The sequence below is a fragment of the Cellulosimicrobium sp. E-16 genome (assembly GCF_049913115.1).
Classification (GTDB): domain Bacteria; phylum Actinomycetota; class Actinomycetes; order Actinomycetales; family Cellulomonadaceae; genus Cellulosimicrobium.
Window position 1 is genome coordinate 3,490,338 of the sequence record NZ_CP183974.1, and the last position, 19,145, is coordinate 3,509,482.

The 19,145-nt window shown below is 74.8% G+C and carries 17 protein-coding genes; 7 read left to right on the top strand and 10 right to left on the bottom strand.

All coding sequences use genetic code 11. From position 1 onward, the window contains the following. Nucleotides 1-4: 4 nt before the first annotated feature. The 3 genes from ACN9MS_RS15325 to ACN9MS_RS15335 form a co-directional block, all read right to left on the bottom strand. The gene (locus ACN9MS_RS15325) at nucleotides 5-1,405 is read right to left on the bottom strand and encodes an ABC transporter substrate-binding protein (protein WP_426309339.1); all 1,401 of its coding nucleotides are present in this window, start codon (nucleotides 1,403-1,405) and stop codon (nucleotides 5-7) included. A 117-nt stretch (nucleotides 1,406-1,522) separates the two neighbouring features. Beyond that, nucleotides 1,523-3,217: a glycoside hydrolase family 13 protein gene (locus ACN9MS_RS15330; RefSeq protein ID WP_426311909.1), complete on the bottom strand. Its 1,695-nt coding sequence runs from the start codon at nucleotides 3,215-3,217 to the stop codon at nucleotides 1,523-1,525. 496 nt (nucleotides 3,218-3,713) lie between these two features. Then, the gene (locus ACN9MS_RS15335) at nucleotides 3,714-4,745 is read right to left on the bottom strand and encodes a LacI family DNA-binding transcriptional regulator (protein WP_426309340.1); all 1,032 of its coding nucleotides are present in this window, start codon (nucleotides 4,743-4,745) and stop codon (nucleotides 3,714-3,716) included. 145 nt (nucleotides 4,746-4,890) lie between these two features. On the opposite strand from ACN9MS_RS15335, the gene ACN9MS_RS15340 reads away from it, so the two are divergent. Genes ACN9MS_RS15340 through ACN9MS_RS15355 form a run of 4 tightly spaced genes read left to right on the top strand, consistent with a single transcriptional unit; the run spans nucleotide 4,891 to nucleotide 10,253 of the window. Further along, entirely contained in the window at nucleotides 4,891-6,708 is a 1,818-nt protein-coding gene (locus ACN9MS_RS15340; protein ID WP_426309341.1) for a beta-N-acetylhexosaminidase, read from the top strand. Continuing rightward, entirely contained in the window at nucleotides 6,705-8,360 is a 1,656-nt protein-coding gene (locus ACN9MS_RS15345; protein WP_426309342.1) for an N-acyl-D-amino-acid deacylase family protein, read from the top strand. The genes ACN9MS_RS15340 and ACN9MS_RS15345 overlap by 4 nt, the downstream gene beginning before the upstream one ends. A gap of 46 nt (nucleotides 8,361-8,406) precedes the next feature. Continuing rightward, on the top strand, nucleotides 8,407-9,792 hold the full coding sequence (locus ACN9MS_RS15350; RefSeq protein WP_426309343.1) for an alanine racemase: 1,386 nt from the start codon (nucleotides 8,407-8,409) through the stop codon (nucleotides 9,790-9,792). A 53-nt stretch (nucleotides 9,793-9,845) separates the two neighbouring features. After that, nucleotides 9,846-10,253, top strand: coding sequence for a RidA family protein (locus tag ACN9MS_RS15355; RefSeq protein ID WP_378234314.1), 408 nt, complete (start codon nucleotides 9,846-9,848; stop codon nucleotides 10,251-10,253). An 84-nt stretch (nucleotides 10,254-10,337) separates the two neighbouring features. Here ACN9MS_RS15355 and ACN9MS_RS15360 read toward each other — a convergent pair whose 3' ends face one another. Beyond that, nucleotides 10,338-10,991 (bottom strand): manganese efflux pump MntP family protein, encoded by a 654-nt coding sequence (locus ACN9MS_RS15360; RefSeq protein ID WP_426309344.1) that lies wholly within the window; start codon nucleotides 10,989-10,991, stop codon nucleotides 10,338-10,340. 210 nt (nucleotides 10,992-11,201) lie between these two features. On the opposite strand from ACN9MS_RS15360, the gene ACN9MS_RS15365 reads away from it, so the two are divergent. Continuing rightward, nucleotides 11,202-12,413 carry an AAA family ATPase gene (locus ACN9MS_RS15365; protein WP_426309345.1) on the top strand — a complete coding sequence of 404 codons (1,212 nt, stop codon included), beginning with the start codon at nucleotides 11,202-11,204 and terminating at the stop codon, nucleotides 12,411-12,413. 47 nt (nucleotides 12,414-12,460) lie between these two features. On the opposite strand, the gene ACN9MS_RS15370 is transcribed toward ACN9MS_RS15365, so the two are convergent. From ACN9MS_RS15370 to ACN9MS_RS15380, 3 genes are all read right to left on the bottom strand, one after another. Beyond that, the gene (locus ACN9MS_RS15370; RefSeq protein WP_426309346.1) at nucleotides 12,461-13,663 is read right to left on the bottom strand and encodes a glycerate kinase; all 1,203 of its coding nucleotides are present in this window, start codon (nucleotides 13,661-13,663) and stop codon (nucleotides 12,461-12,463) included. Between the two features lie 77 nt (nucleotides 13,664-13,740). After that, a complete protein-coding gene (locus ACN9MS_RS15375) occupies nucleotides 13,741-14,241 on the bottom strand; it encodes a MarR family winged helix-turn-helix transcriptional regulator (protein WP_426309347.1) in 501 nt (166 codons plus the stop codon). Between the two features lie 93 nt (nucleotides 14,242-14,334). Further along, nucleotides 14,335-15,096 carry an isoprenyl transferase gene (locus ACN9MS_RS15380; protein ID WP_253053055.1) on the bottom strand — a complete coding sequence of 254 codons (762 nt, stop codon included), beginning with the start codon at nucleotides 15,094-15,096 and terminating at the stop codon, nucleotides 14,335-14,337. 294 nt (nucleotides 15,097-15,390) lie between these two features. On the opposite strand from ACN9MS_RS15380, the gene trhA reads away from it, so the two are divergent. After that, a complete protein-coding gene (trhA, locus tag ACN9MS_RS15385) occupies nucleotides 15,391-16,134 on the top strand; it encodes a PAQR family membrane homeostasis protein TrhA (protein WP_426309348.1) in 744 nt (247 codons plus the stop codon). A 12-nt stretch (nucleotides 16,135-16,146) separates the two neighbouring features. Here trhA and ACN9MS_RS15390 read toward each other — a convergent pair whose 3' ends face one another. From ACN9MS_RS15390 to mca, 3 genes are read right to left on the bottom strand one after another with little or no spacing between them, the layout of a single operon-like run. Beyond that, complete coding sequence (locus ACN9MS_RS15390) at nucleotides 16,147-16,953, bottom strand: carbon-nitrogen hydrolase family protein (protein ID WP_426309349.1); 807 nt, start codon at nucleotides 16,951-16,953, stop codon at nucleotides 16,147-16,149. Between the two features lie 2 nt (nucleotides 16,954-16,955). Beyond that, entirely contained in the window at nucleotides 16,956-17,354 is a 399-nt protein-coding gene (locus tag ACN9MS_RS15395; RefSeq protein ID WP_426309350.1) for a hypothetical protein, read from the bottom strand. Beyond that, nucleotides 17,351-18,292: a mycothiol conjugate amidase Mca gene (gene mca, locus ACN9MS_RS15400; protein ID WP_426309351.1), complete on the bottom strand. Its 942-nt coding sequence runs from the start codon at nucleotides 18,290-18,292 to the stop codon at nucleotides 17,351-17,353. The genes ACN9MS_RS15395 and mca overlap by 4 nt, the downstream gene beginning before the upstream one ends. A 195-nt stretch (nucleotides 18,293-18,487) precedes the next feature. On the opposite strand from mca, the gene ACN9MS_RS15405 reads away from it, so the two are divergent. Next, a complete protein-coding gene (locus tag ACN9MS_RS15405) occupies nucleotides 18,488-18,922 on the top strand; it encodes a DUF4307 domain-containing protein (protein WP_426309352.1) in 435 nt (144 codons plus the stop codon). The last annotated feature ends 223 nt before the right edge of the window (nucleotides 18,923-19,145 follow it).

The window sequence follows — 19,145 nt, forward strand, 5'->3', positions numbered from 1 at the left end:
GGCGTCAGCCCTGGTCGAGCAGGGCCTGCGCCTCGGTGTTCGCCTGCTCCAGCAGCGCGTCCACGTCGGCGTTCTCGTCCGTCAGGACGGCCTGGACGACCGGGTCGAGCAGGGCGTAGATCTCCTGCGTCTTCTGCGACGGCTCACCGACGAGCGGCAGGTCGAACATCGTGTCCGTGTAGCTCGTCATCTGGTCGAGCGGGACGTTGATGTAGTCCTTGATCCACTCCTGGTTCTGCTCGTACTGCTCCTGGGAGAACATCGGCAGGACCGGGGTGCCCACGGGCTGGTCGTTCGCGACGAGCGTCTCGGCGTCGGCGACGGCGCGCTTCTCGTCGACGAGCTTCCCGAGGTAGAAGAAGTCGATCCACTTGATCGCGGCCTCCTTCTTCGACTCGTCGACGTTCGCCGGCATCGCGGCGAGCGTGCCGCCGGTGAGGACGCCCGCGTCGTCGCCCTCGAGCGGGAGCGCCGCGAGGCCGTAGGTGGCGGGGTCGATCGCGTTCGTCTGGACGAGCGACGTGAAGACGTCGGAGCCCGACGTGTACATCGCGACCTGGCCGGCCGCGAACGCCTGGTTCATCGTGCCCCAGTCGAGGAGGAAGTTGCTCCCGAGGGAGTTGTCCTCCCAGCGCATGGCCTTGAGCCACTCGAGCGCTTCCTTGGTGCCGTCGTTGGTGAGCGTCGACGTGGCCTTGCCGTCGTCGGCGACCTCCTGCGTGCGGCCACCACGAGCGAACGTGTTGACCGTGAGCTGCCAGCCGCCCGTGTTGTTCTGCGACATCTGCATGTAGCCCGCGACGCCGGGGTTGGCGTCCGCGATCTTCTTCGCCGCCTCGCGGACCTCGTCCCACGTGGCCGGCGGCTGGTCGGGGTCGAGCCCGGCCGACTCGAACAGCGCGCGGTTGTAGTGCAGGCCGACGCCGTACACGTTCTTCGCGGGGATCGCGTAGACGTGGCCGTCGGCGCCCGTCCCGGCCTCGATGATCGCCGGGTTGAACTTGTCGGCGTAGGGCAGGGTGCGGAACTGCTCGTCGAGGTCCGCGAGCTGGCCGTTCTCGACGAGCGTCTTCGCGTCGGTGAACGGGATCTCGAAGACGTCGGGCAGCGTGCCGCCGGCGAGCTGGGGGGCGAACGTCGTCGCCTTCCACTCGTACTCCTCCGGCACGATGTCGATGTCGGGGTTCGCGGCCTCGAACTCCTCGACCTGGGCGTTGAAGGCGTCGATCGCCTCCTGCTCGGAGCCCGGGAGGAGGGAGACCACCTTGAGGGTGACCTTCCCGTCGCCGTCCGAGCCGCTGCTCTCGTCGTCGCTGCCCGAGCCGCCGCTCGAGCACGCGGCGAGCGTGCTGATCGCGAGCGCCCCCGCGAGGGTGAAGGCGATCGCCTGACGTGTGGACTTCATCGTCACTCCTGTGTTCCGGTGGTGCTGGGTGTGTGCTGGGTGGGTGCTGGGTGTCCGGGCCGACCGGCTCGCGGCCCGGGGCTGGTGGCGGTCAGGCCTGACGGCTCGTGCGCGGCGTCATGCGCGCAGCCAGACCGCGGTGTCGGGGGCGAGGCGCGTCGGTGGCTCCGACGCGTCCGTCCCGTGGGGGGTACCGCTGTGCAGGAGGACCTCGGCGTCCGCGGGCAGCGGCACGTCCTCGGCCCCGAGGTTGACCACGCACGTGACCGCGCGGCCGTCGTCGCCGCGGGTGTCCCCGCGGACGAAGGCGAGCACGTCGTCGCCGAGCGCGACCCCACCGAGGGAGTCGAGCCAGCGGAACGCCTCGCCGTGCAGCGCGGGCTCCGCCCGCCGCGTCGCGAGGACGTGGCGGTAGAGCGCGAGCATCGACGTCTCGTCGTCGGCCTGCGCCTCGACGGACACCTCGCCCCAGCCCGCGGGCTGGGGCAGCCAGGGCCGCGCGCCGCCGTCGGGCCCGAACCCGTTGCTCGTGCCGCCGCGCGTCCACGGGAGAGGGACGCGGCAGCCGTCACGGCCGGGGTCGACGCCGTCGGAGCGGAAGTGCATGGGGTCCTGGATCGCGTCGAGCGGCAGGTCCTCGACCTCGGGCAGGCCGAGCTCGTCGCCCTGGTAGAGGTACAGCGACCCCGGCAGCGCGGCCGAGAGCAGCGCGGCGGCGCGGGCCCGACGGCGCCCGGTCTCCAGGTCCGTCGGCGTGCCGAAGCGCTTGGCCGTGAACGCGAACGAGCTGTCCTCGCGCCCGTACCGCGTCACCGGGCGCGTCACGTCGTGGTTCGAGAGCACCCACGTCGCGGGCGCGGCGACCGGGGCGTGCGCGTCGAGCGTCGTCTGGACCGACTCGCGCAGCGCCTTCGCGTCCCACGGGCGCGCCATGAAGTCGAAGTTGAACGCCGTGTGCATCTCGTCCGGGCGCAGGTACTGGGCGAACCGGGCACGGTCCGCGAGCCACACCTCGCCGACCAGCACGCGCGGCTCCTCGTAGGAGTCGGCGACGGCGCGCCAGCCGCGGTAGATGTCGTGCAGCTCGTCGCGGTCGACGTGCGGGTGCTCCCCGGGGCCGGGGTGGGCCGGGACCTCGGGCAGCGCCGGGTCCTTGACGAGCTGGGCCGCGGAGTCGATGCGGATGCCCGCGGCGCCGCGGTCGAACCAGAACCGCAGGATGTCCTCGTGCTCGCGGCGCACGTCGGGGTGGTTCCAGTTGAGGTCCGGCTGCTCCGGCGCGAACACGTGCAGGTACCACTCGCCGGGCGTGCCGTCGGGGTTCGTCGTGCGCGTCCACGTGCTGCCCTGGAACTCCGAGACCCAGCGCGTCGGGATCTGGGACCCGTCGTCGCCCTTGCCCGGGTGGAACCAGAAGCGCTCGCGCTCGGGCGATCCCGGACCTGCGGCGAGAGCGGCCTTGAACCACTGGTGCTCGGACGAGACGTGGTTGGGGACCACGTCGATGATCGTGCGGATCCCGAGCTCGCGCGCCTCCGCGATGAGCTGCTCCGCCTCGGCCAGCGTGCCGAACTGGGGGTCGATCGCGCGGTAGTCCGCGACGTCGTAGCCGCCGTCCGCGAGCGGGGACACGTACCAGGGGGTGAACCAGATCGCGTCGACCCCGAGGTCGCGCAGGTAGGTGAGGTGCTGGCGCACGCCCGCGAGGTCGCCCGTCCCGTCGCCGTTCCCGTCCGCGAAGCTGCGCACGTACACCTGGTAGATCACGGCGCTGCGCCACCAGTCGGGCGACGCCGCCCCCGGCGCCCGCACCGCCTGCGCGAGGGTCGCGTCGGGGGTGGGTTCGCCGTCGGCGACTCGGGGGTGATCGTTGCTCACCGCGTCCTCTTCCGTGAGTTCGTGGGCCGCGCGGCCCGGGGGCCGCGCCTCGCCTGCTGCTGCGCACTGCGTTCGATCCGACCGGGCGGGGTTCCCGGGACGACCGTCGTGCACCAGGTGCCGACCGCGCCGTCGTGGACGACTGTAACTAGACGACATGATCCGCGCAAGAACATGACAGTGTCGTTATCGAAACGCTATCTCTCGACGTCGAGAGACCTACGATCCCTTGCGCCCGACCCTTCGCGACATGGGTCCGTCCCGCGCCACGACGCACCCCGACCGCGTCGAGCCCGGGGATGTCGGCGGGCTCGACCTCCGCCGTGCCGACAACCCCGGGTTCGGCGACCGCGGGAGGGCGCGACGACGAGGGGCCCCGGTCCGGCGCGCGCGAGCGGCCGGGCCGGGGCCCTGGAGGAGTGGGTAGGGACTAGGAGGCGGTGGCCTCACGGCCGGCGGCGTGCGCCGCGGCGGTCGAGCCGCGCACGACGAGCTCGGGCTCGAACAGGAGCTCGTCGCGCGAGACGTCGGCGCCCGCGATCATGCTCGCGAGCAGGTCGACGGCGGCCCGGCCCATGGGCTCGATGGGCTGGCGGACCGTGGTCAGGGCCGGGTCGGTGGAGTTCATGAGGTTCGAGTCGTCGTAGCCGACGACGGAGACGTCCGTCGGGACGTCCAGGCCCGCGCGCCGGACCGCGCGGACGGCGCCGAGGGCGAGCGGGTCGCTCGCGCACACGATCGCCGTCGCGCCGGCCTCGAGCAGGCGGTTCGCGGCGGCCTGCCCGCTCTCGAGCGAGTACTGGCTGTGCACGACGAGCGCCGGGTCGAGCACGTGCCCCTGCCGCTCGGCGAACGCCTGCGCCGCGGCGAGCTTGCGCTCGGACGGCACGTGGTCCGCCGGCCCGAGCAGCAGGCCGACCTTCTCGTGGCCGAGCGAGAGCACGTGGCCGAGCGCCTGGTTCATCGCGACGAGGTCGTCGCACGAGACGCGCGGGAAGTCGAGGTCCTCGATCGAGGCGTTCATGAGCACCACGGGCAGCCCGAGCTTCTCGAGGCGGCGGAAGTGCGCGTGGTCGGCCAGGCGCTCGGCGTAGAAGCCGCCCGCGAAGATCACGCCCGACACGTGCTGGCCCAGGAGGAGGTCGATGTACTCGGCCTCCGTGACGCCGCCCGCGGTCCGCGTGCACAGCACCGGCGTGAAGCCCTGCTGCGCGAGCGCGCCACCGATGACCTCGGCGAACGCCGGGAAGATCGGGTTGACGAGCTCGGGGAGCACGAGCCCCACGAGGCGCCCGCGCTCGCCGCGCAGCTTGGTCGGCCGCTCGTAGCCGAGCACGTCGAGCGCGGTGAGCACCGCGTCGCGCGTCGCCTGCGAGACGCCGGGCTTCCCGTTGAGCACGCGGCTCACCGTGGCCTCGCTGACACCGACCTTGGTGGCGACCTCCGCCAGACGTCTCGACATGCCGTCGACTATACGCGCCGCTGCAAGCCGCTTGCGTGAATCCGGGGCGGCCGAACGCATGCTTGCGTCGTCCGAACCTCGCCGCGTCGTGGGGTCCCCGGGCGGGGCGGGGTGAGGAGGCCACGTCGGTTGCTAGGCTCGTTCGGTGTCCTTCCAAAAGGTGCCCGCGCCCCACCCCGCGTCCACGACGGACCCGTTCGGGATCGTCCCCGCTCCCGCGGCGCTGACGCCCGGCGCAGGGACGACGGCGATCCCCGACGGGACGCGGGTCGTCGCAGACCCGGCGCTGCGCGCCGCCGCGCGCTGGTGGCGCCGCGTGACGGATGGCGCCTTCGGCCTCGACCTCGTGCCGGCCGACCCATCGGCCCCCGGACCGGCAGACCCGACGGTTCCGGCGCCGCTCAGCGCCACGGTGCCCACCGCCGTGGTGGCGTTCGCCCTCGACAGCGACCTCCCGCCGTCGGGCTACCGCCTCACGGTCGACGCCGGCGGGGTCCGCGTGGACGCCGGCGGCCTCGACGGCGCGCACGCCGCCGCGCAGACGCTCCGCCAGCTCGCCGGCCCGGCCGCGTTCCGGCGCGCTCCGGCCGACGCCTCCGCCACGCCGGCGCTGGTCCTCCCCCACGTCACGATCACCGACCACCCCCGGTTCCCGTGGCGCGGCGTGCTGCTCGACGTCGCGCGCCACTTCCTCCCGAAGGTCGACGTGCTGCGGTTCGTCGACCTCGCTGCGGCGCACAGGCTCAACGTGCTGCAGCTCCACCTGACCGACGACCAGGGGTGGCGCATGGAGATCGCGCGCTACCCGCGCCTCACCGAGGTCGGGGCGTGGCGGCGCGAGTCGGGCGTCGGCACGTGGCGCGCCGGCGTCTTCGACGGCCGCCCGCACGGCGGCTTCTACACCCAGGACGACCTGCGCGAGATCGTCGCCTACGCGCGCGAGCGCGGCGTGACGGTCGTGCCGGAGATCGACGCGCCGGGGCACGTCGAGGCCGCCGTGGCGGCGTACCCCGAGCTCGGCACGCGCAAGCAGCCGCACGAGGTGCGTACGACCTGGGGCGTGAGCACCGAGGTGCTCGACCCGTCCGAGGAGTCGCTGACGTTCTTCCGGCACGTGCTCGACGAGGTGCTCGACGTGTTCGACGCACCGTTCGTCGCGATCGGCGGCGACGAGGTGCCGACGACGCTGTGGCGCGAGAACCCGGCGATCGTCGCGCGCGCCGAGGCGCTCGGGCTCGACGACGTCGGCGGGCTGCACGGCTGGTTCCTCGCCCGGCTCGCGGAGCACGTCGCCTCCCGCGGGCGGCGCGCGGTCGTGTGGGACGAGGCGTTCGGGCCCGCGCTGCCTCGCGACGTCGTCGTGACGTCGTGGCGGGGGTGGACCGTCGGGGCGGACGCGCTCGCCGCGGGCCACGACGTGGTCATGGCCCCGGAGCAGGTCGTCTACCTCGACCACCGCGGCGGCGACGCACCGGACGAGCCGGTGCCCGTCGGCTTCCTCACGACGCTCGACGACGTGTACGCGTTCGAACCGCTGCCGGCGGGGCTCGCGGGCTCGCGAGCGGAGCCGGAGCCGGGCACGGACGACGACCGGCCGGGCGTCCTGCTCGGCGGTCAGGCCGAGCTGTGGTCCGAGCACCTCGACTCCGCCCGCCGGGTCGACTACGCCGCGTTCCCGCGCCTCGCGGCGTTCGCGGAGGTCATGTGGTCGCCCGAGGCCGACCGCTCTCCGGGCTCACCCGCGTCGCACGCGTTCCGCGAGCGCCTCGTCGCGCACCACCTGCCGCGCCTCGACGCGTACGGGGTCGAGTACCGGCCGCTCGACGGCCCGCACCCGTGGCAGACCCGGCCGGGAGTCGCGGGCTGGCCGCGGGACCGCGCGGCCGAGCTCGCCGCAGGCGGCCTGCGCGGTGTCGGCGGCTGGGTCGAGGGCCGCGACGAGGACGAGGGCGGCCCCGCGTGAGCGCGCTCGTGGTCCGCGGCGCCCGGCTCGTCGAGCCCGACGGCGGTTCCTCCTCCCCCGTGGACGTGACGGTCCGCGCGGGCCGGGTCGAGAGCATCTCCCCCGCCGGGTCCGCCCCGGGGAGCGCCGACGTGCTCGACGCGGGCGGGCGGCTGCTGCTGCCCGGGTTCGTGGACGCGCACGTGCACGGCGAGGCGGCCGTCCTGGACGAGGACGTGCAGCTCGCGATGCTGCGCCAGGGCGTGACGAGCGTCGTCGTCGGGCAGGACGGCGTGTCCTACGCGCCCTCGCCCGCCCCGGGCGAGCGGCACACCGCGGGCGACGAGCCGTCGTCGGGCCTGCACGACGCGGCGGCCTGGGCGAGCGGGTACTTCGCCGCGATCAACGGCGAGCACCCCACGTTCCGCGGCGGGTCCGTCAACGACCTGCTCGCGACCTACGACGGGACGACCCGGGTCAACGTCGGCTACCTCGCCCCCCACGGCACGATCCGCTACGCGGTGCTGGGCGCGGCGGCCCGCGCCGCGACGCCCGCCGAGGCCGACCGCATGCGCGCCCTGCTCACCGCCGCGCTCGACGACGGCGCGCTGGGGATGTCGACCGGCCTGGAGTACGTCCCGGCGACGTACGCCGACGAGGCCGAGCTCGTCGCCCTCACGAGCATCCTCGCGGCCCGCGGGCTCCCCCACGTGTCGCACATGCGCGGCTACGAGGACAAGGCCGGCCCGGCGTTCGCGGAGCTCGTGCGCGTCGCGCGCGCGTCGGGCGTCGCGACGCACGTCTCGCACTACCACGGCCCCGCCGCGGAGCTGCTCGGCTACGTCGACGAGGCCCACGCCCAGGGCCTGGACGTCACGTTCGACTCCTACCCCTACCTGCGCGGCTGCTCCATCCTGTCGATGGTGTCCCTGCCGACCTGGCTGCCCATCGCGGACGTCGACGCGACCGTGGCGGCCCTGACGGACCCCGCCGTCCTCGACCGCCTGCATCGCGAGCACTTCCCCGCCCTGGCCGACCTGTGGCCCCGCGTCACGATGGCGGCGGTCCCCACGGGCACCGCCGCCGGTGCCCCCGAGGGCGGGCCCGCCGACGCCCTGGCCTGGGCCGAGGGCATGACCCTGCCCGACGTCGCCGCCCGCCTGGGCGTGTCGCCGGCGGAGGCGGCGGTGCGACTGCTCGTCACGACGCGCCTGCGCGCCTCGTGCGTGTTCGCGCAGCCCCCGACCAACTCGCCCGAGTCCGTGCGCGCCCTGCTGCGCCACCGCGCGCACGTGGGCGGGTCGGACGCGATCTATGCCGGCGGCCGCCCCCACCCGCGCGGCTGGGGTGCCTTCGCGCGCTTCCTCGCCGAGCACGTGCGTACGCTCGGGGACTGGACGTGGCACGACGCCGTCACGCACCTGTCGACGCGACCCGCCGAGCGGTTCGCGCTCACCGGGCGCGGCGTGGTCGCGCCGGGGGCGGTCGCGGACCTCGCGCTCGTCGACCCCGACCGGGTGCGCGACGAGGCGACGTACGAGGACCCGCGCCGCCCGGCGTCAGGCGCGGACGACGTGCTCGTGGCGGGCGTGCCCGTCCTGCGCGACGGCTCGCTGACCGACGCCCTCCCGGGCCGGCCGCTGCGCCCGGGCGCGGGCGTTCCGGCGACGTGAGCCGCGAGCCGTCCAGCACGAGAGCCCCACTCCCGAGGAGGACCACATGACCGGCACGACGGACGACGCCGCGCGTCCCGCACCCGACCGACCCTGGGCGCACGACGCCGTCGGGCCCCGGACCAAGGGGTTGCGGCTCGACGCCCCGGCGACCGTCGCGGACGTGCTCGCGGGCTCGCCGCGCGTCACGGACGGTGCCTTCTCCTGGCCGCTGCTCACGCTCGACGACGCGACGCTCGACCACAACGTCGGCGTCGTGGCGCGCGTGTGCGCGGAGCGCGGCGTCGAGCACGCGCCGCACGTGAAGACCACGATGTCGCGCGCGCTCTACGCGCGGCAGGCCGCTGCGGGCGCTTGGGGGGCGACGGTCGCGACGCCGTCGCAGCTGCGCACCGTCCGCGACTGGGGCGTGCCGCGCGTGCTGCTCGCGAACGAGCTGCTCGACCCGCGCGAGATCGCGTGGCTGCGGGACGACCTGTCGGGCGTCCTCGACGAGGGCCACCCGGACGCCGAGGACGAGGTGTGGCTGTGCGTGGACTCGCCGCACGGGGTCGACCTGCTCGCGCGCGGGTTCGCCGACGCACCCGCCGCCGTCCGGGCGCGCCTCGGCGTGCTCGTGGAGCTCGGCGTGCCGGGCGGGCGCACGGGCGTGCGCAGCACCGCCGCGGCGCTCGACCTCGCGCGCGCCGTCCGCGCGTCGGGCCTGCGCCTGCTCGGCGTCACGGGGTACGAGGGCTCCGTCGCGGGCAGCACGACCGACGACGAGCTCGCCGCCGTCGCCGCGTGGTGCGACGGGCTGCGCGACCTCGGCGCCGCGTTCGTCCGCGAGGGCCTCGCGGGCGCTGACGAGCCGCTCGTGCTGTCGGCGGGTGGCAGCTCGTTCCTCGACGTCGTGCTCGCCGAGCTGCCCGGACCGGTCGCCGGCGCCGACGGTCGCGAGGTCGAGGTCCGCGTCGTCGTGCGCTCGGGCGCGTACGTCACGCACGACCACGGCTTCTACTCGCGCACCGACCCGTGGAGCCGCATCCCCGGCGCGGAGCCGCTCCGGGGCGCCGCGACCGTCTGGGGCCAGGTCCTGTCCGTCCCGGAGCCGGGTCTCGCGATCTGCGGCATCGGGCGCCGCGACGTGTCGTTCGACATCGACCTGCCCGTCGCGCTGTGGCTGCGCTCGCAGTCCGACGACGGCTGGCTGCCCGCGCGCGAGCTCGCCGGGACGCGCGTGACCGCGCTCAACGACCAGCACCTCTACCTCGCGCTCGACGCCGGCGACGCGGGTGCCAGCCAGGTGACCGGCCCCGCGACCGCCCAGGTCCGCCCGGGCGACGTCGTCGGGTTCGGCATCTCCCACCCCTGCACGACGTTCGACCGCTGGCGCGTGGCCGCCGTCGTGCGCGGCGACGAGGTCACGGACCTCGCGACCATCGATCTCTGACCACCGTCCGTGACCACCTCCACCCAGCGACCCCGCAGAACCGAGAGGACATCATGACCAGCGAGAAGACCGCGATCTCGACCCCCGACGCACCGGCCCCCGCGCACACGTTCCACCAGGGCGTGCGCAAGGGCCCGTTCGTCCAGGTCTCGGGCCAGGGCCCCGTCGACCCCGCGACGAGCGAGTACCTGTACCCCGGTGACGTCGCCGCGCAGACCACGCGCACGCTCGAGAACGTCAAGGCCATCGTCGAGGCGTCCGGCGCGACGTTCGACGACGTCGTCATGCTCCGCGTCTACCTCACGAAGCGCGAGGACTTCCCGATCATGAACGACGCCTACGGCGCGTTCGTCGCGCAGCACACCACGAAGGGCGTGCTGCCCAGCCGCACCACGGTGTTCACGGGCCTGCCGCGCGAGGAGATGCTCGTCGAGATCGACGCCTTCGCCATCACCGACTGATCCCGCCCCGTGCTGTGGGCGTGACAAGGGCCCGGTTCTCGGTCGAGAACCGGGCCCCTTTCACGCCCACAGCAGGTCAGCGGGTCAGAGCAGGTGCACCAGCAGGATGCGCAGGCCGAGCAGGACGAGCACGACGCCGCCCACGACGGTCGCCCAGCGGCCCAGGCGCTCGCCCACCCGCGCGCCGATCCGCACCCCGAGGCCCGACAGCACGAGCGTCACGACGCCCACGAGCGCGACGGCGGGGAGGATCGGGACGCCGAGCACCGCGAACGTGACGCCCGACGCCGCGGCGTCGATCGACGTCGCGATCGCCAGCGGGAGCAGCACGCGGTAGGCCACGCGGGGGCGCCGGGTGACGGGCGGCGCGAGCGTCGCGACGGCGGCCGGAACACCGAGGGCATCCGCGGCCTCGACCTGCTCTCGCGCAGGCCCCTCCACGTGCTCGACGGCATGCTCGGCCTCGTCCTGGAGGCCTTCCTTGACCATGTGCGCGCCCACGACGGCGAGCATCCCGCACGCGATCCACGGCGCCACGCCGGAGACCGCGTCGGCGAACCACGTCGAGAGCGCCCAGCCGGCGAGCGGCATGAGGGCCTGGAAGAGGCCGAAGAGGACCGCGACGCGCGCGGTCTCGCGCCACGTCGGGCGCCGCATCCGGGTGCCCTGCGCGAGCGCCACGGCGAACGCGTCCGCCGCGAGCGCGACGGCGATCACCACGAGCTCGAGAATTCCCACGAGAAGGCAGCCTAGAAAACGCCTTCTGAATGCGTCCAGGCACGTCGCGGTGACGCTGATCTCGCCATTTCGGGACGGGGTTGACAGCATTCCTGGACGAGAATTCCCGAATTCCTGGATACGGGCGTCCGCAACCTGAGGTGCGGACGGCCAGGGACCGCGGCGAGCCTGCGTTGGAGGCGACGCGTAGCGTGCGCGGCGGAGGTGACGATGCTCGCGACGATCGCCGTGGAGGGGTACCGATCCCTGCGCAGCCTGGTCCTGCCGCTCGGCCGGCTGACGGTCGTGACCGGGGCCAACGGGACCGGCAAGTCGAGCCTGTACCGCGCGCTGCGCCTGCTCGCCGAGTGCGCCCTCGGGGGCGCGGTCGGGGCGGTCGCGCGCGAGGGCGGGCTGCGCTCGACGCTGTGGGCCGGGCCCGAGCAGGGCGGCAGCCGCGCGCTGCGTGACGGCGGCCCGGTGCAGGGCACCCGCCGGACCGCGCCCGTCGCGCTGCGGCTGGGGTTCGCGGGCGCGGATCCGGGCGACCTCGGCTACGCCGTCGACCTCGGGCTGCCGCAGCACCCGGGGTCGGCGTTCGGCCTCGACCCGGAGATCAAGGTCGAGACGATCTGGTCCGGCCCGGCCCCGCGTCCCCCGACGCTCCAGGTCGAGCGGCGTGGACCCGCGGTCCGCGTGCGGGACGACGCCGGACGCTGGGTCTCCTCCCCCGCCCGGCTCCGGTCGTTCGACAGCGTGCTCACCGAGCTCGTCGACCCCGTGGGCGCGCCGGAGGTCGTCGCGGTGCGGGAGGTCCTGCGCTCGTGGCGGTTCTACGACCAGCTCCGCACCGACGCCGGCGCCCCGGCGCGCGCGCCTCAGGTCGGCACCCGCACGCCGGTCCTCGCGCACGACGGCGCCGACCTCGCCGCGGCGCTCGAGACCGTGCGGGACCTCGGCCGCGGCGACGAGCTCGACGCCGCCGTCTCCCGCGCGTTCCCCGGGAGCCGGCTCGCGGTGCACGCCGACGACGGGCGGTTCGAGCTCGCCCTCCACCAGGACGGACTGCTGCGGCCCCTCACCGGCGCCGAGCTGAGCGACGGGACGCTGCGCTACCTGTTCCTCGTCGCCGCGCTGCTCTCGCCGCGACCGCCCGCGCTCCTCGTGCTCAACGAGCCGGAGACGAGCCTGCACCCCGACCTGCTCCCGGCGCTCGGCGCGCTCGTGCACGCCGCGGCGCGGGAGACGCAGGTCGTCGTGGTGACCCACGCGACGCCGCTCGTCGAGGCGCTGCGGGACGCGACGACGTCGGGCGCGGCCGACCTGCCGGGCCCCGGCGACCTCCTCGAGGTCGAGCTCGTCCGCACGCCGTTCGGTGAGACGACGGTCGCCGGGCGCGAGGGTCTGCTCGACCAGCCGCCGTGGACCTGGCCCCGGCGGTGACTCCGGCCGCGCGGGCCTCGGGCTCGAGCCTCGCCTCGGCGGGGCGGTCAGCGCCGTGAGGCGACGTGGAGGCTCGTGACCGTCGCGGCGAGGTCGGTCAGCCGGGAGGCCGTGCGGTCGAGCAGCTCGTCGAGCTCGATGGGGCCGGGGGCGATGCTGAACGCCGCGGCGATCCCGGCGTCGCGCGCCTGGTGGGCCGGCAGCAGGACGCGCCCCGCGAGCACGACGACCGGCGGGCGGTGCGGCGCCTCGGCGGCGAGCGCGCCCATCGCGTCGGCGACCTTCCCGTTGACCGACTGCGAGTCGAACGACCCCTCGCCCGTGAGGACCAGGTCCGCGCGACGGATCGCGTCCGGCAGCCCGACGGCCTCGGCGACGAGCCGCGCGCCGGGCTCCAGCTCGGCACCGAGGACGCCGACCATCGCCGCCGGCACACCTCCGGCGGCGCCCGCGCCCGCGAGCTCGGACACGTCGAACCCGGCCTCCTCGACGAGCACGCCCGCCCAGCGGCGCAGCGCGTCGTCGAGGAACGCGACGTCCGCCTCCTGGGCGCCCTTCTGCGGGCCGAACACGGAGGCCGCACCTCGCTCGCCGTGCAGGGGGTTGGTCACGTCGACCGCGAGTCGCCAGCGCACGTCGCGGGCACGCGGGTGCAGCCCGGACAGGTCCAGGCGCGCGACGCGCGCGAGCCCTTCGCCGCCGTCGGGCACCGGCGCGCCGGCGGCGTCCAGGAGCCGCGCGCCGAGACCGGTGAGGATGCCCGCGCCGCCGTCGGTCGACGCCGACCCGCCGAGGCACACGATCACCTCGTCCACGCCCGCGTCGAGCACGGCGGCGGCTGCCGCCCCGGTGCCGAGGGTGTGCGCGTGCAGGGGCTGGAGCGCGACGTCGCTCACCTGCGGCAGGCCGCTCGCCTCCGCGAGCTCCACGACGCCCAGCCGCCCGTCGGCAGAGACCCCGTACCGCGCGGTGCGCGGGCGGCCGATCGCGTCGACCGTCACGACCTCGCGCGCCGGCACGCCCCACACGGCGAGGAGCGCCTCGAGCGTCCCCTCTCCGCCGTCGGCCATGGGGAGCTCGACGACCTCGGCGTCCGGGACGACGCTGCGGATCCCGGCGGCGACGGCGTGCGCGACGTCCGCGGCGCTCAGGCTGCCCTTGAACGAGTCGGGCGCGACGACGACGCGCAGCGGGCCGTCAGGGCGTGGCTGGTCGGGACCGGTCGGGGTGGTGCTCGGCGTTGAGGACACGCTCGCATCCTAGGCAGCCGGACCCGTCCTGGTCCGCCCGGGAACGGACGGACCGGACGTGTTCCCCGCCACAGCGCTCAGGGACGCCGCTCGGCCGTCCGCGGGTCCGGCACCGCGTCGGGGATGTCGCTCTGCGCCGCGCGCAGCCGCTCGAGGAGCGCGCCGAGCGTCGCGAGCTCGTCGTCGTCGAGCGCCCCGCCCACGTAGGTCGCGATCGCGCGCGCGTGCGCGCGGCCGGTCGCCCGCTGGAGGTCCCGGCCCGCCGGGGTGAGCCGGACGAGCGTGCCGCGCGCGTCGTCGGGCGCGGACGTCCGGTCGACCAGGCCGCGGGTCGCCAGCCGGTCCACCATGCGGCTCAGCGACGGCTGGCTGAGCAGGATGTAGACGTTGAGGTCGCGCAGGCGCATCCCCTCGTCGGGGCCCTTGGTGAGCGAGAAGAGCACGTCGTACTCGCGCAGGGTCAGGCCGTCCCAGACGGGGTCCGACTGGAGCCGGCGCATGATCGTCACCTGCGCCCGGAAGAGCGACTCCCACGTCTCGACGGCGAGCCGGGGGCTCGCGTGGCCGGGTGCGGTCACAGGCCCGTCGTCGCGGTGGCCCTGCGCGACCATGACACCCCCGGACGGATCGATCGATGCGTTCGCATCGACCCTACCCGCTGGCGGAGAGGATCAGCGGCCGAGCCGGCGCTCGCGCTGGGAGTAGGCGCGCAGCGCGCGCAGGTAGTCCACGCGCCGGAAGTCGGGCCAGTACGCCTCGCAGAAGTAGAACTCGGAGTGCGCGCTCTGCCACAGCAGGAACCCGCCGAGGCGCTGCTCGCCCGACGTGCGGATGACGAGCTCCGGGTCCGGCTGACCCTTGGTGTACAGGTGCTCCTCGATGTGCTCGACGTCGAGGTTCTCCGCGAGGTCCTGGAGCCGCGCGCCCGCGGCCGCCTGCTCGCGGAGGTAGGACCGCACGGCGTCGGCGATCTCGTGGCGCCCGCCGTAGCCGATGGCCACGTTCACCTGGAGCCCGTCGACCGAGGCCGTGCGCTGCTGCGCCTCGCGCAGCGCGCCCGCGAGGCGCTCGGGGAGCAGGTCGAGGCGGCCCATGACCCGCAGACGCCACCGGCCCGAGTCGGCCAGGTCGCGCACCGCGTCCTCGATGATGTCGAGCAGCGCGGAGAGCTCCTCCTGCGAGCGCGAGAGGTTGTCGGTCGAGAGCATCCACAGCGTGACGACCTCGACGCCCTGGTCCTCGCTCCAGCCCAGGAACTCCGCGATCTTGTCCGCACCTCGGCGGTGGCCGGTCGCCGTCGACTCGCCGAACGAGCGCGCCCAGCGCCGGTTGCCGTCGAGGATGACGCCCACGTGGCGGGGCACGCTCTCGTGCGAGAGGGTCGCGGCGAGGCGACGCTCGTAGAGTCCGTAGACGGGGCGGGGCAGGCGCACGACGGTTCCTCGACGGTGGAAGGACGGGTGTCGCCCGGCGGGCTGGCCCCTGGTCGGGACACGCGGGCCGAACCCGCACACGCTACCGCCCCGCGCCGCCCGGACGGCAGGGCTGCGGCGGCCGCGCACGCCCCTGCCCAGGATCTTCACACCGCGGCGCCGTCCGCGGTCGTCTACCTACGCTGCCGTAACCTACGATGGCGTAGGTTGACCGTGACGGCGCCGTGCGCCGACTCCGCAAGACCGAGCACGACCCTGACCGCGCCCGATCCGGCCCGACCCCGAGGAGACGCCGTGGACCGACCGACCGACAGCGACCGAACCCCCGACGCACCCGACGCCGGCGCCCTGGAGAGCGTCCGCGAGAGCGTGGGCGACGCCGTCGAGAAGGTCGCCGAGGCGGTCAAGCCGCGCCTGCGCGGGTGGATCCACGCCGGGACCTTCCCCTTCGTCCTCGTCGCGAGCATCGTCCTCGTCGTCGTCGCGCCGCCTGTCGCGGGCAAGGTGTCGTGCGCGATCTTCGGGCTCAGCGCGTGCCTGCTCTTCGGCACGAGCGCGGTCTACCACCGCGGCACGTGGTCGCCTCGCGTCGCCGGGGTGCTCCGCCGCGCCGACCACTCGAACATCTTCCTCATCATCGCCGGCACGTACACGCCCCTCGCCGTGCTCCTCCTCCCCCAGCGGACCGCGACGATCCTGCTCGCGATCGTGTGGGGCGGCGCCGTCCTCGGCCTCCTCGCCCGGATCCTGTGGCTCGACGCCCCGCGCTGGGTCTACGTGCCGATCTACGTCGCCCTCGGCTGGGTCGCCGTCGGGTACATGCCGCAGTTCTGGACCACGACGAACGGGCCGGCGATCGTCTGGCTCGTCGCCGTCGGCGGCCTCGCCTACACGCTCGGCGCCGTCGTCTACGGCATCAAGAAGCCGAACCCCAGCCCCCGCTGGTTCGGCTTCCACGAGATCTTCCACGTGCTCACCGTCGTCGGGTTCACGTGCCACTACGTCGCGATCATGCTCGCGGCGGTCGCGGCGCGCTGAGCCGCCTTGGCCTCAGCCCCGCGGTACGACGGCGTAGCGGCGGTTCGCGAGGGACGGGTTGCGCTCGCGCACGCCCGCCAGGGCCGCGGGGTCGAGGTCGGCGCTGCGCAGCTCGGCGCCCTCGCCGAGCTCGAGACCTACCTGACCGTCGGGCCCCACGAGGAGCGAGCGGCCGGTCACGCCCTTGCCCGCCTGCCCGACCGCGAGCACGACGGCGGTGTTCTCGATCGCCCGCGCACGGGCGAGGGTTCGCCACTGGTCGGCCTTGAGGTCGCCCGCCGCCCACGCCGCGGGCACGACCAGCACGTCCGCACCGGCGTCGACGAGCCGCCGCGCGCTCTCGGGGAACCGCAGGTCGTAGCAGGTCATGACGCCGAAGGTCAGGTCGCCGAGGCGCAGGACCAGCGGGGGTGCCGCCGGGTCGCCGGCGTCGAGCCGGTCGGACTCGCGGTGCCCGAACGCGTCGTAGAGGTGGACCTTGCGGTACGTGCCCACGAGCTCGCCGGACGCGTCGACGGCGACCACCACGTTGACCGCCCGTCCCGCCGCGCTGCCCGGCACGAGCGTGCCCGCGATCACCGCGACCCCCTGCTCGCGCGCGAGCCGGCGCAGGGTCGTCACGAACGGCCCGTCGAGCGGCTCGGCGTGCTCGACCCCCGTGCCCCGCGGGTCGAAGCCCGCCGCGTACTCGGGCAGGACGAGCAGGTCTGCGCGCACGCGCGCCGCCTCCCGGAACGCGGCGCCGATCGTGACGAGGTTGGCCGCGTGGTCGGCCGACACCTCGAGCTGGCCGATCGTGACCCGTGCCCCGGTGGCCACGGTCAGCCCTGCCGCGCGGGACCGCTGCCGGGCGCCCCGTCGGGAGCGCTGCCGTCGGGTGCGCTGCCGTCGCCCGTCGCGCCGCCGGAGGACTCGCCGTCGTCGCCGTCGCCCGGCTCCAGCGGCCCGTCCGCGCCGATGCCCTGCACCTCGGCGTTGTGCCGCATGCGCCGGAGCTGGCGGGACAGCGCGAAGAACAGGCCGACGGTCGCGAGGGCCACCGCGAAGATCGCGAGGAAGCCGACGAGACCCGGGGACACGTCGTTCGGGTCGAGGTCCTCGCGCAGCGGGTCGTCCGAGGGGCTCGGCGTCGCGGTCTCGGCGACGACGTCGGCCGCCCAGCCCGGACCACCAGCACCGGACGCCACCAGGGAGTCCGCGAGGGAGGTCGTCGTGGTCATGAGGCCGCCCCCTCGCTCGTGACGAGCTCGCGGACGCCCGCGAAGAGGTCGTCCTCGGGCAGCTGCGTGGGGACGCGCGACTCGGCGAGCTCGAACTCCTCGAACGGCCACACGTCGACCTCGAGGTCGCGCGGGATCGCGAAGAAGAAGCCGTCGGGGTCGATCTGCGACGCGTGCGCGATGAGCGCCGCGTCGCGCTGCGCGTAGTAGCGCGCGACGTGGACGCGGGTCGTGACCTCGCGCTCGGGGATCTCCCGCGCGGACCGGGACTCGACCCAGTCGCCGAACGGCGACTCCAGGCCGGCACCCTGCATCGCCTCGTGCAGCGTCCGGATCCGGTTCATCGAGAAGTCGTGGTTGTAGTACAGCTTGAGCGGCGCCCACGGGGCCGCGCCGCCCTCGCGGCGGTAGCGGTCGGGGTCGCCCGCGGCGTGGAACGCCTCGAACGCGACGCGGTGGCACATGACGTGGTCGGGGTGGGGGTAGCCGCCCGACGGGTCGTACGTCGTCACGACGTGGGGCCGGAACTCGCGCACGAGCTCGACGAGCGGCGCGGCCGCCTCCTCGAGCGGGACCAGGCCGAACGAGCCCTCGGGCAGCGGGGGCAGCGGGTCGCCCTCCGGGAGCCCCGAGTCGACGAACCCGAGCCACTGCTGGCGCACCCCGAGAGCGCGCGCCGCGGACGCCATCTCGACCCGGCGCAGGGCGCGCATGCCCTCGATGCCGTCGGGCCCCTCGCCGAAGCTCGGGTTGAGGATGTCGCCTCGCTCACCGCCCGTGCACGTCGCGACGAGCACGTCGACGCCCTCGGCCGCGTAGCGGGCGGCCGTCGCGGCGCCCTTGCTCGACTCGTCGTCGGGGTGGGCGTGCACGGCCAGGAGACGGAGCGTCTCCGGCTGCTCGTGGTGGGTGGTCGATCCGGCCGCGGGTTCGGCCACTGGTCCTCCCGGGTGCGTCGTACGTCTCCTCGCACGGCCGGACCTGTCGTGGGTGCACGACGAGCGCCCGGGCTCTGCGAAGATGGGTCGAGGACATGATCCCCCACCGCGCCCACACCTGACGAACCGCCGGGACCACCGGAAGGACGCCGGGTCCGCGACCGGACGCGGCGGCACCGACCACGGGACCGCACCATGACGAACGAGACCACCGCCCCGCAGCCGAGCCCGGGCGCGCCCCTGCGACCGCCGGCGGGCCGCTACGGGCCCGAGCCGACCGAGCGGCGCCGACGCCTCGCCGTCGTCGGGATCGTGCTCGTCGCGATCGTCGGGCTCGCGATCACGCTCGTCATCGGGCTGCGGTACGCGAACGAGCCGGTGCGGTTCAAGGACTTCGGCTACACCGTCGTGAGCCCGGAGCGCGTCGACGTGACGTTCGAGGTCTACATGGACCCGGGGACGACGGCGACGTGCACGCTCGACGCCCTCGCCGAGAGCTTCGCCCAGGTCGGGACGGTCGACGTGACGGTCGGCCCGGTCGAGGTCACGGAGTCCCGGTACACCGTGAGCGTGGCGACCTCCGAGCTCGCCACGACGGGCATCGTCCAGTCCTGCCGCGTCGTCCCCTGACGCGCCCCGGGGTGTCGGCCGCGCGCGCTCGCTGACCTGCGGCGTCGCTGTCGGCGCCCTGTGCTTTGCTATCCTGAGGGATTCCCGCACCCGACCGTGTGGAGCCCGAGACTGCGTGCCGGTGACAGGCACGCGTCCTCCGGGCGCCCCGGCGACCAGCAGGAGACCAGTCCTACGCGCTGCCACCCGGCCAGCGTCACCGACCCGGGCAGGCAGGCGCACC

Bases quoted from the DNA above. Each gene is read 5' to 3' on its own strand.
- ACN9MS_RS15350 (WP_426309343.1), top strand. From the start codon at position 8,407: ATGACCGGCACGACGGACGACGCCGCGCGTCCCGCACCCGACCGACCC.
- ACN9MS_RS15355 (WP_378234314.1), top strand. From the start codon at position 9,846: ATGACCAGCGAGAAGACCGCGATCTCGACCCCCGACGCACCGGCCCCC.
- ACN9MS_RS15405 (WP_426309352.1), top strand. From the start codon at position 18,488: ATGACGAACGAGACCACCGCCCCGCAGCCGAGCCCGGGCGCGCCCCTG.
- ACN9MS_RS15325 (WP_426309339.1), bottom strand. From the start codon at position 1,405: ATGAAGTCCACACGTCAGGCGATCGCCTTCACCCTCGCGGGGGCGCTC.
- ACN9MS_RS15395 (WP_426309350.1), bottom strand. From the start codon at position 17,354: ATGACCACGACGACCTCCCTCGCGGACTCCCTGGTGGCGTCCGGTGCT.
- ACN9MS_RS15365 (WP_426309345.1), top strand. From the start codon at position 11,202: ATGCTCGCGACGATCGCCGTGGAGGGGTACCGATCCCTGCGCAGCCTG.
- ACN9MS_RS15335 (WP_426309340.1), bottom strand. From the start codon at position 4,745: ATGTCGAGACGTCTGGCGGAGGTCGCCACCAAGGTCGGTGTCAGCGAG.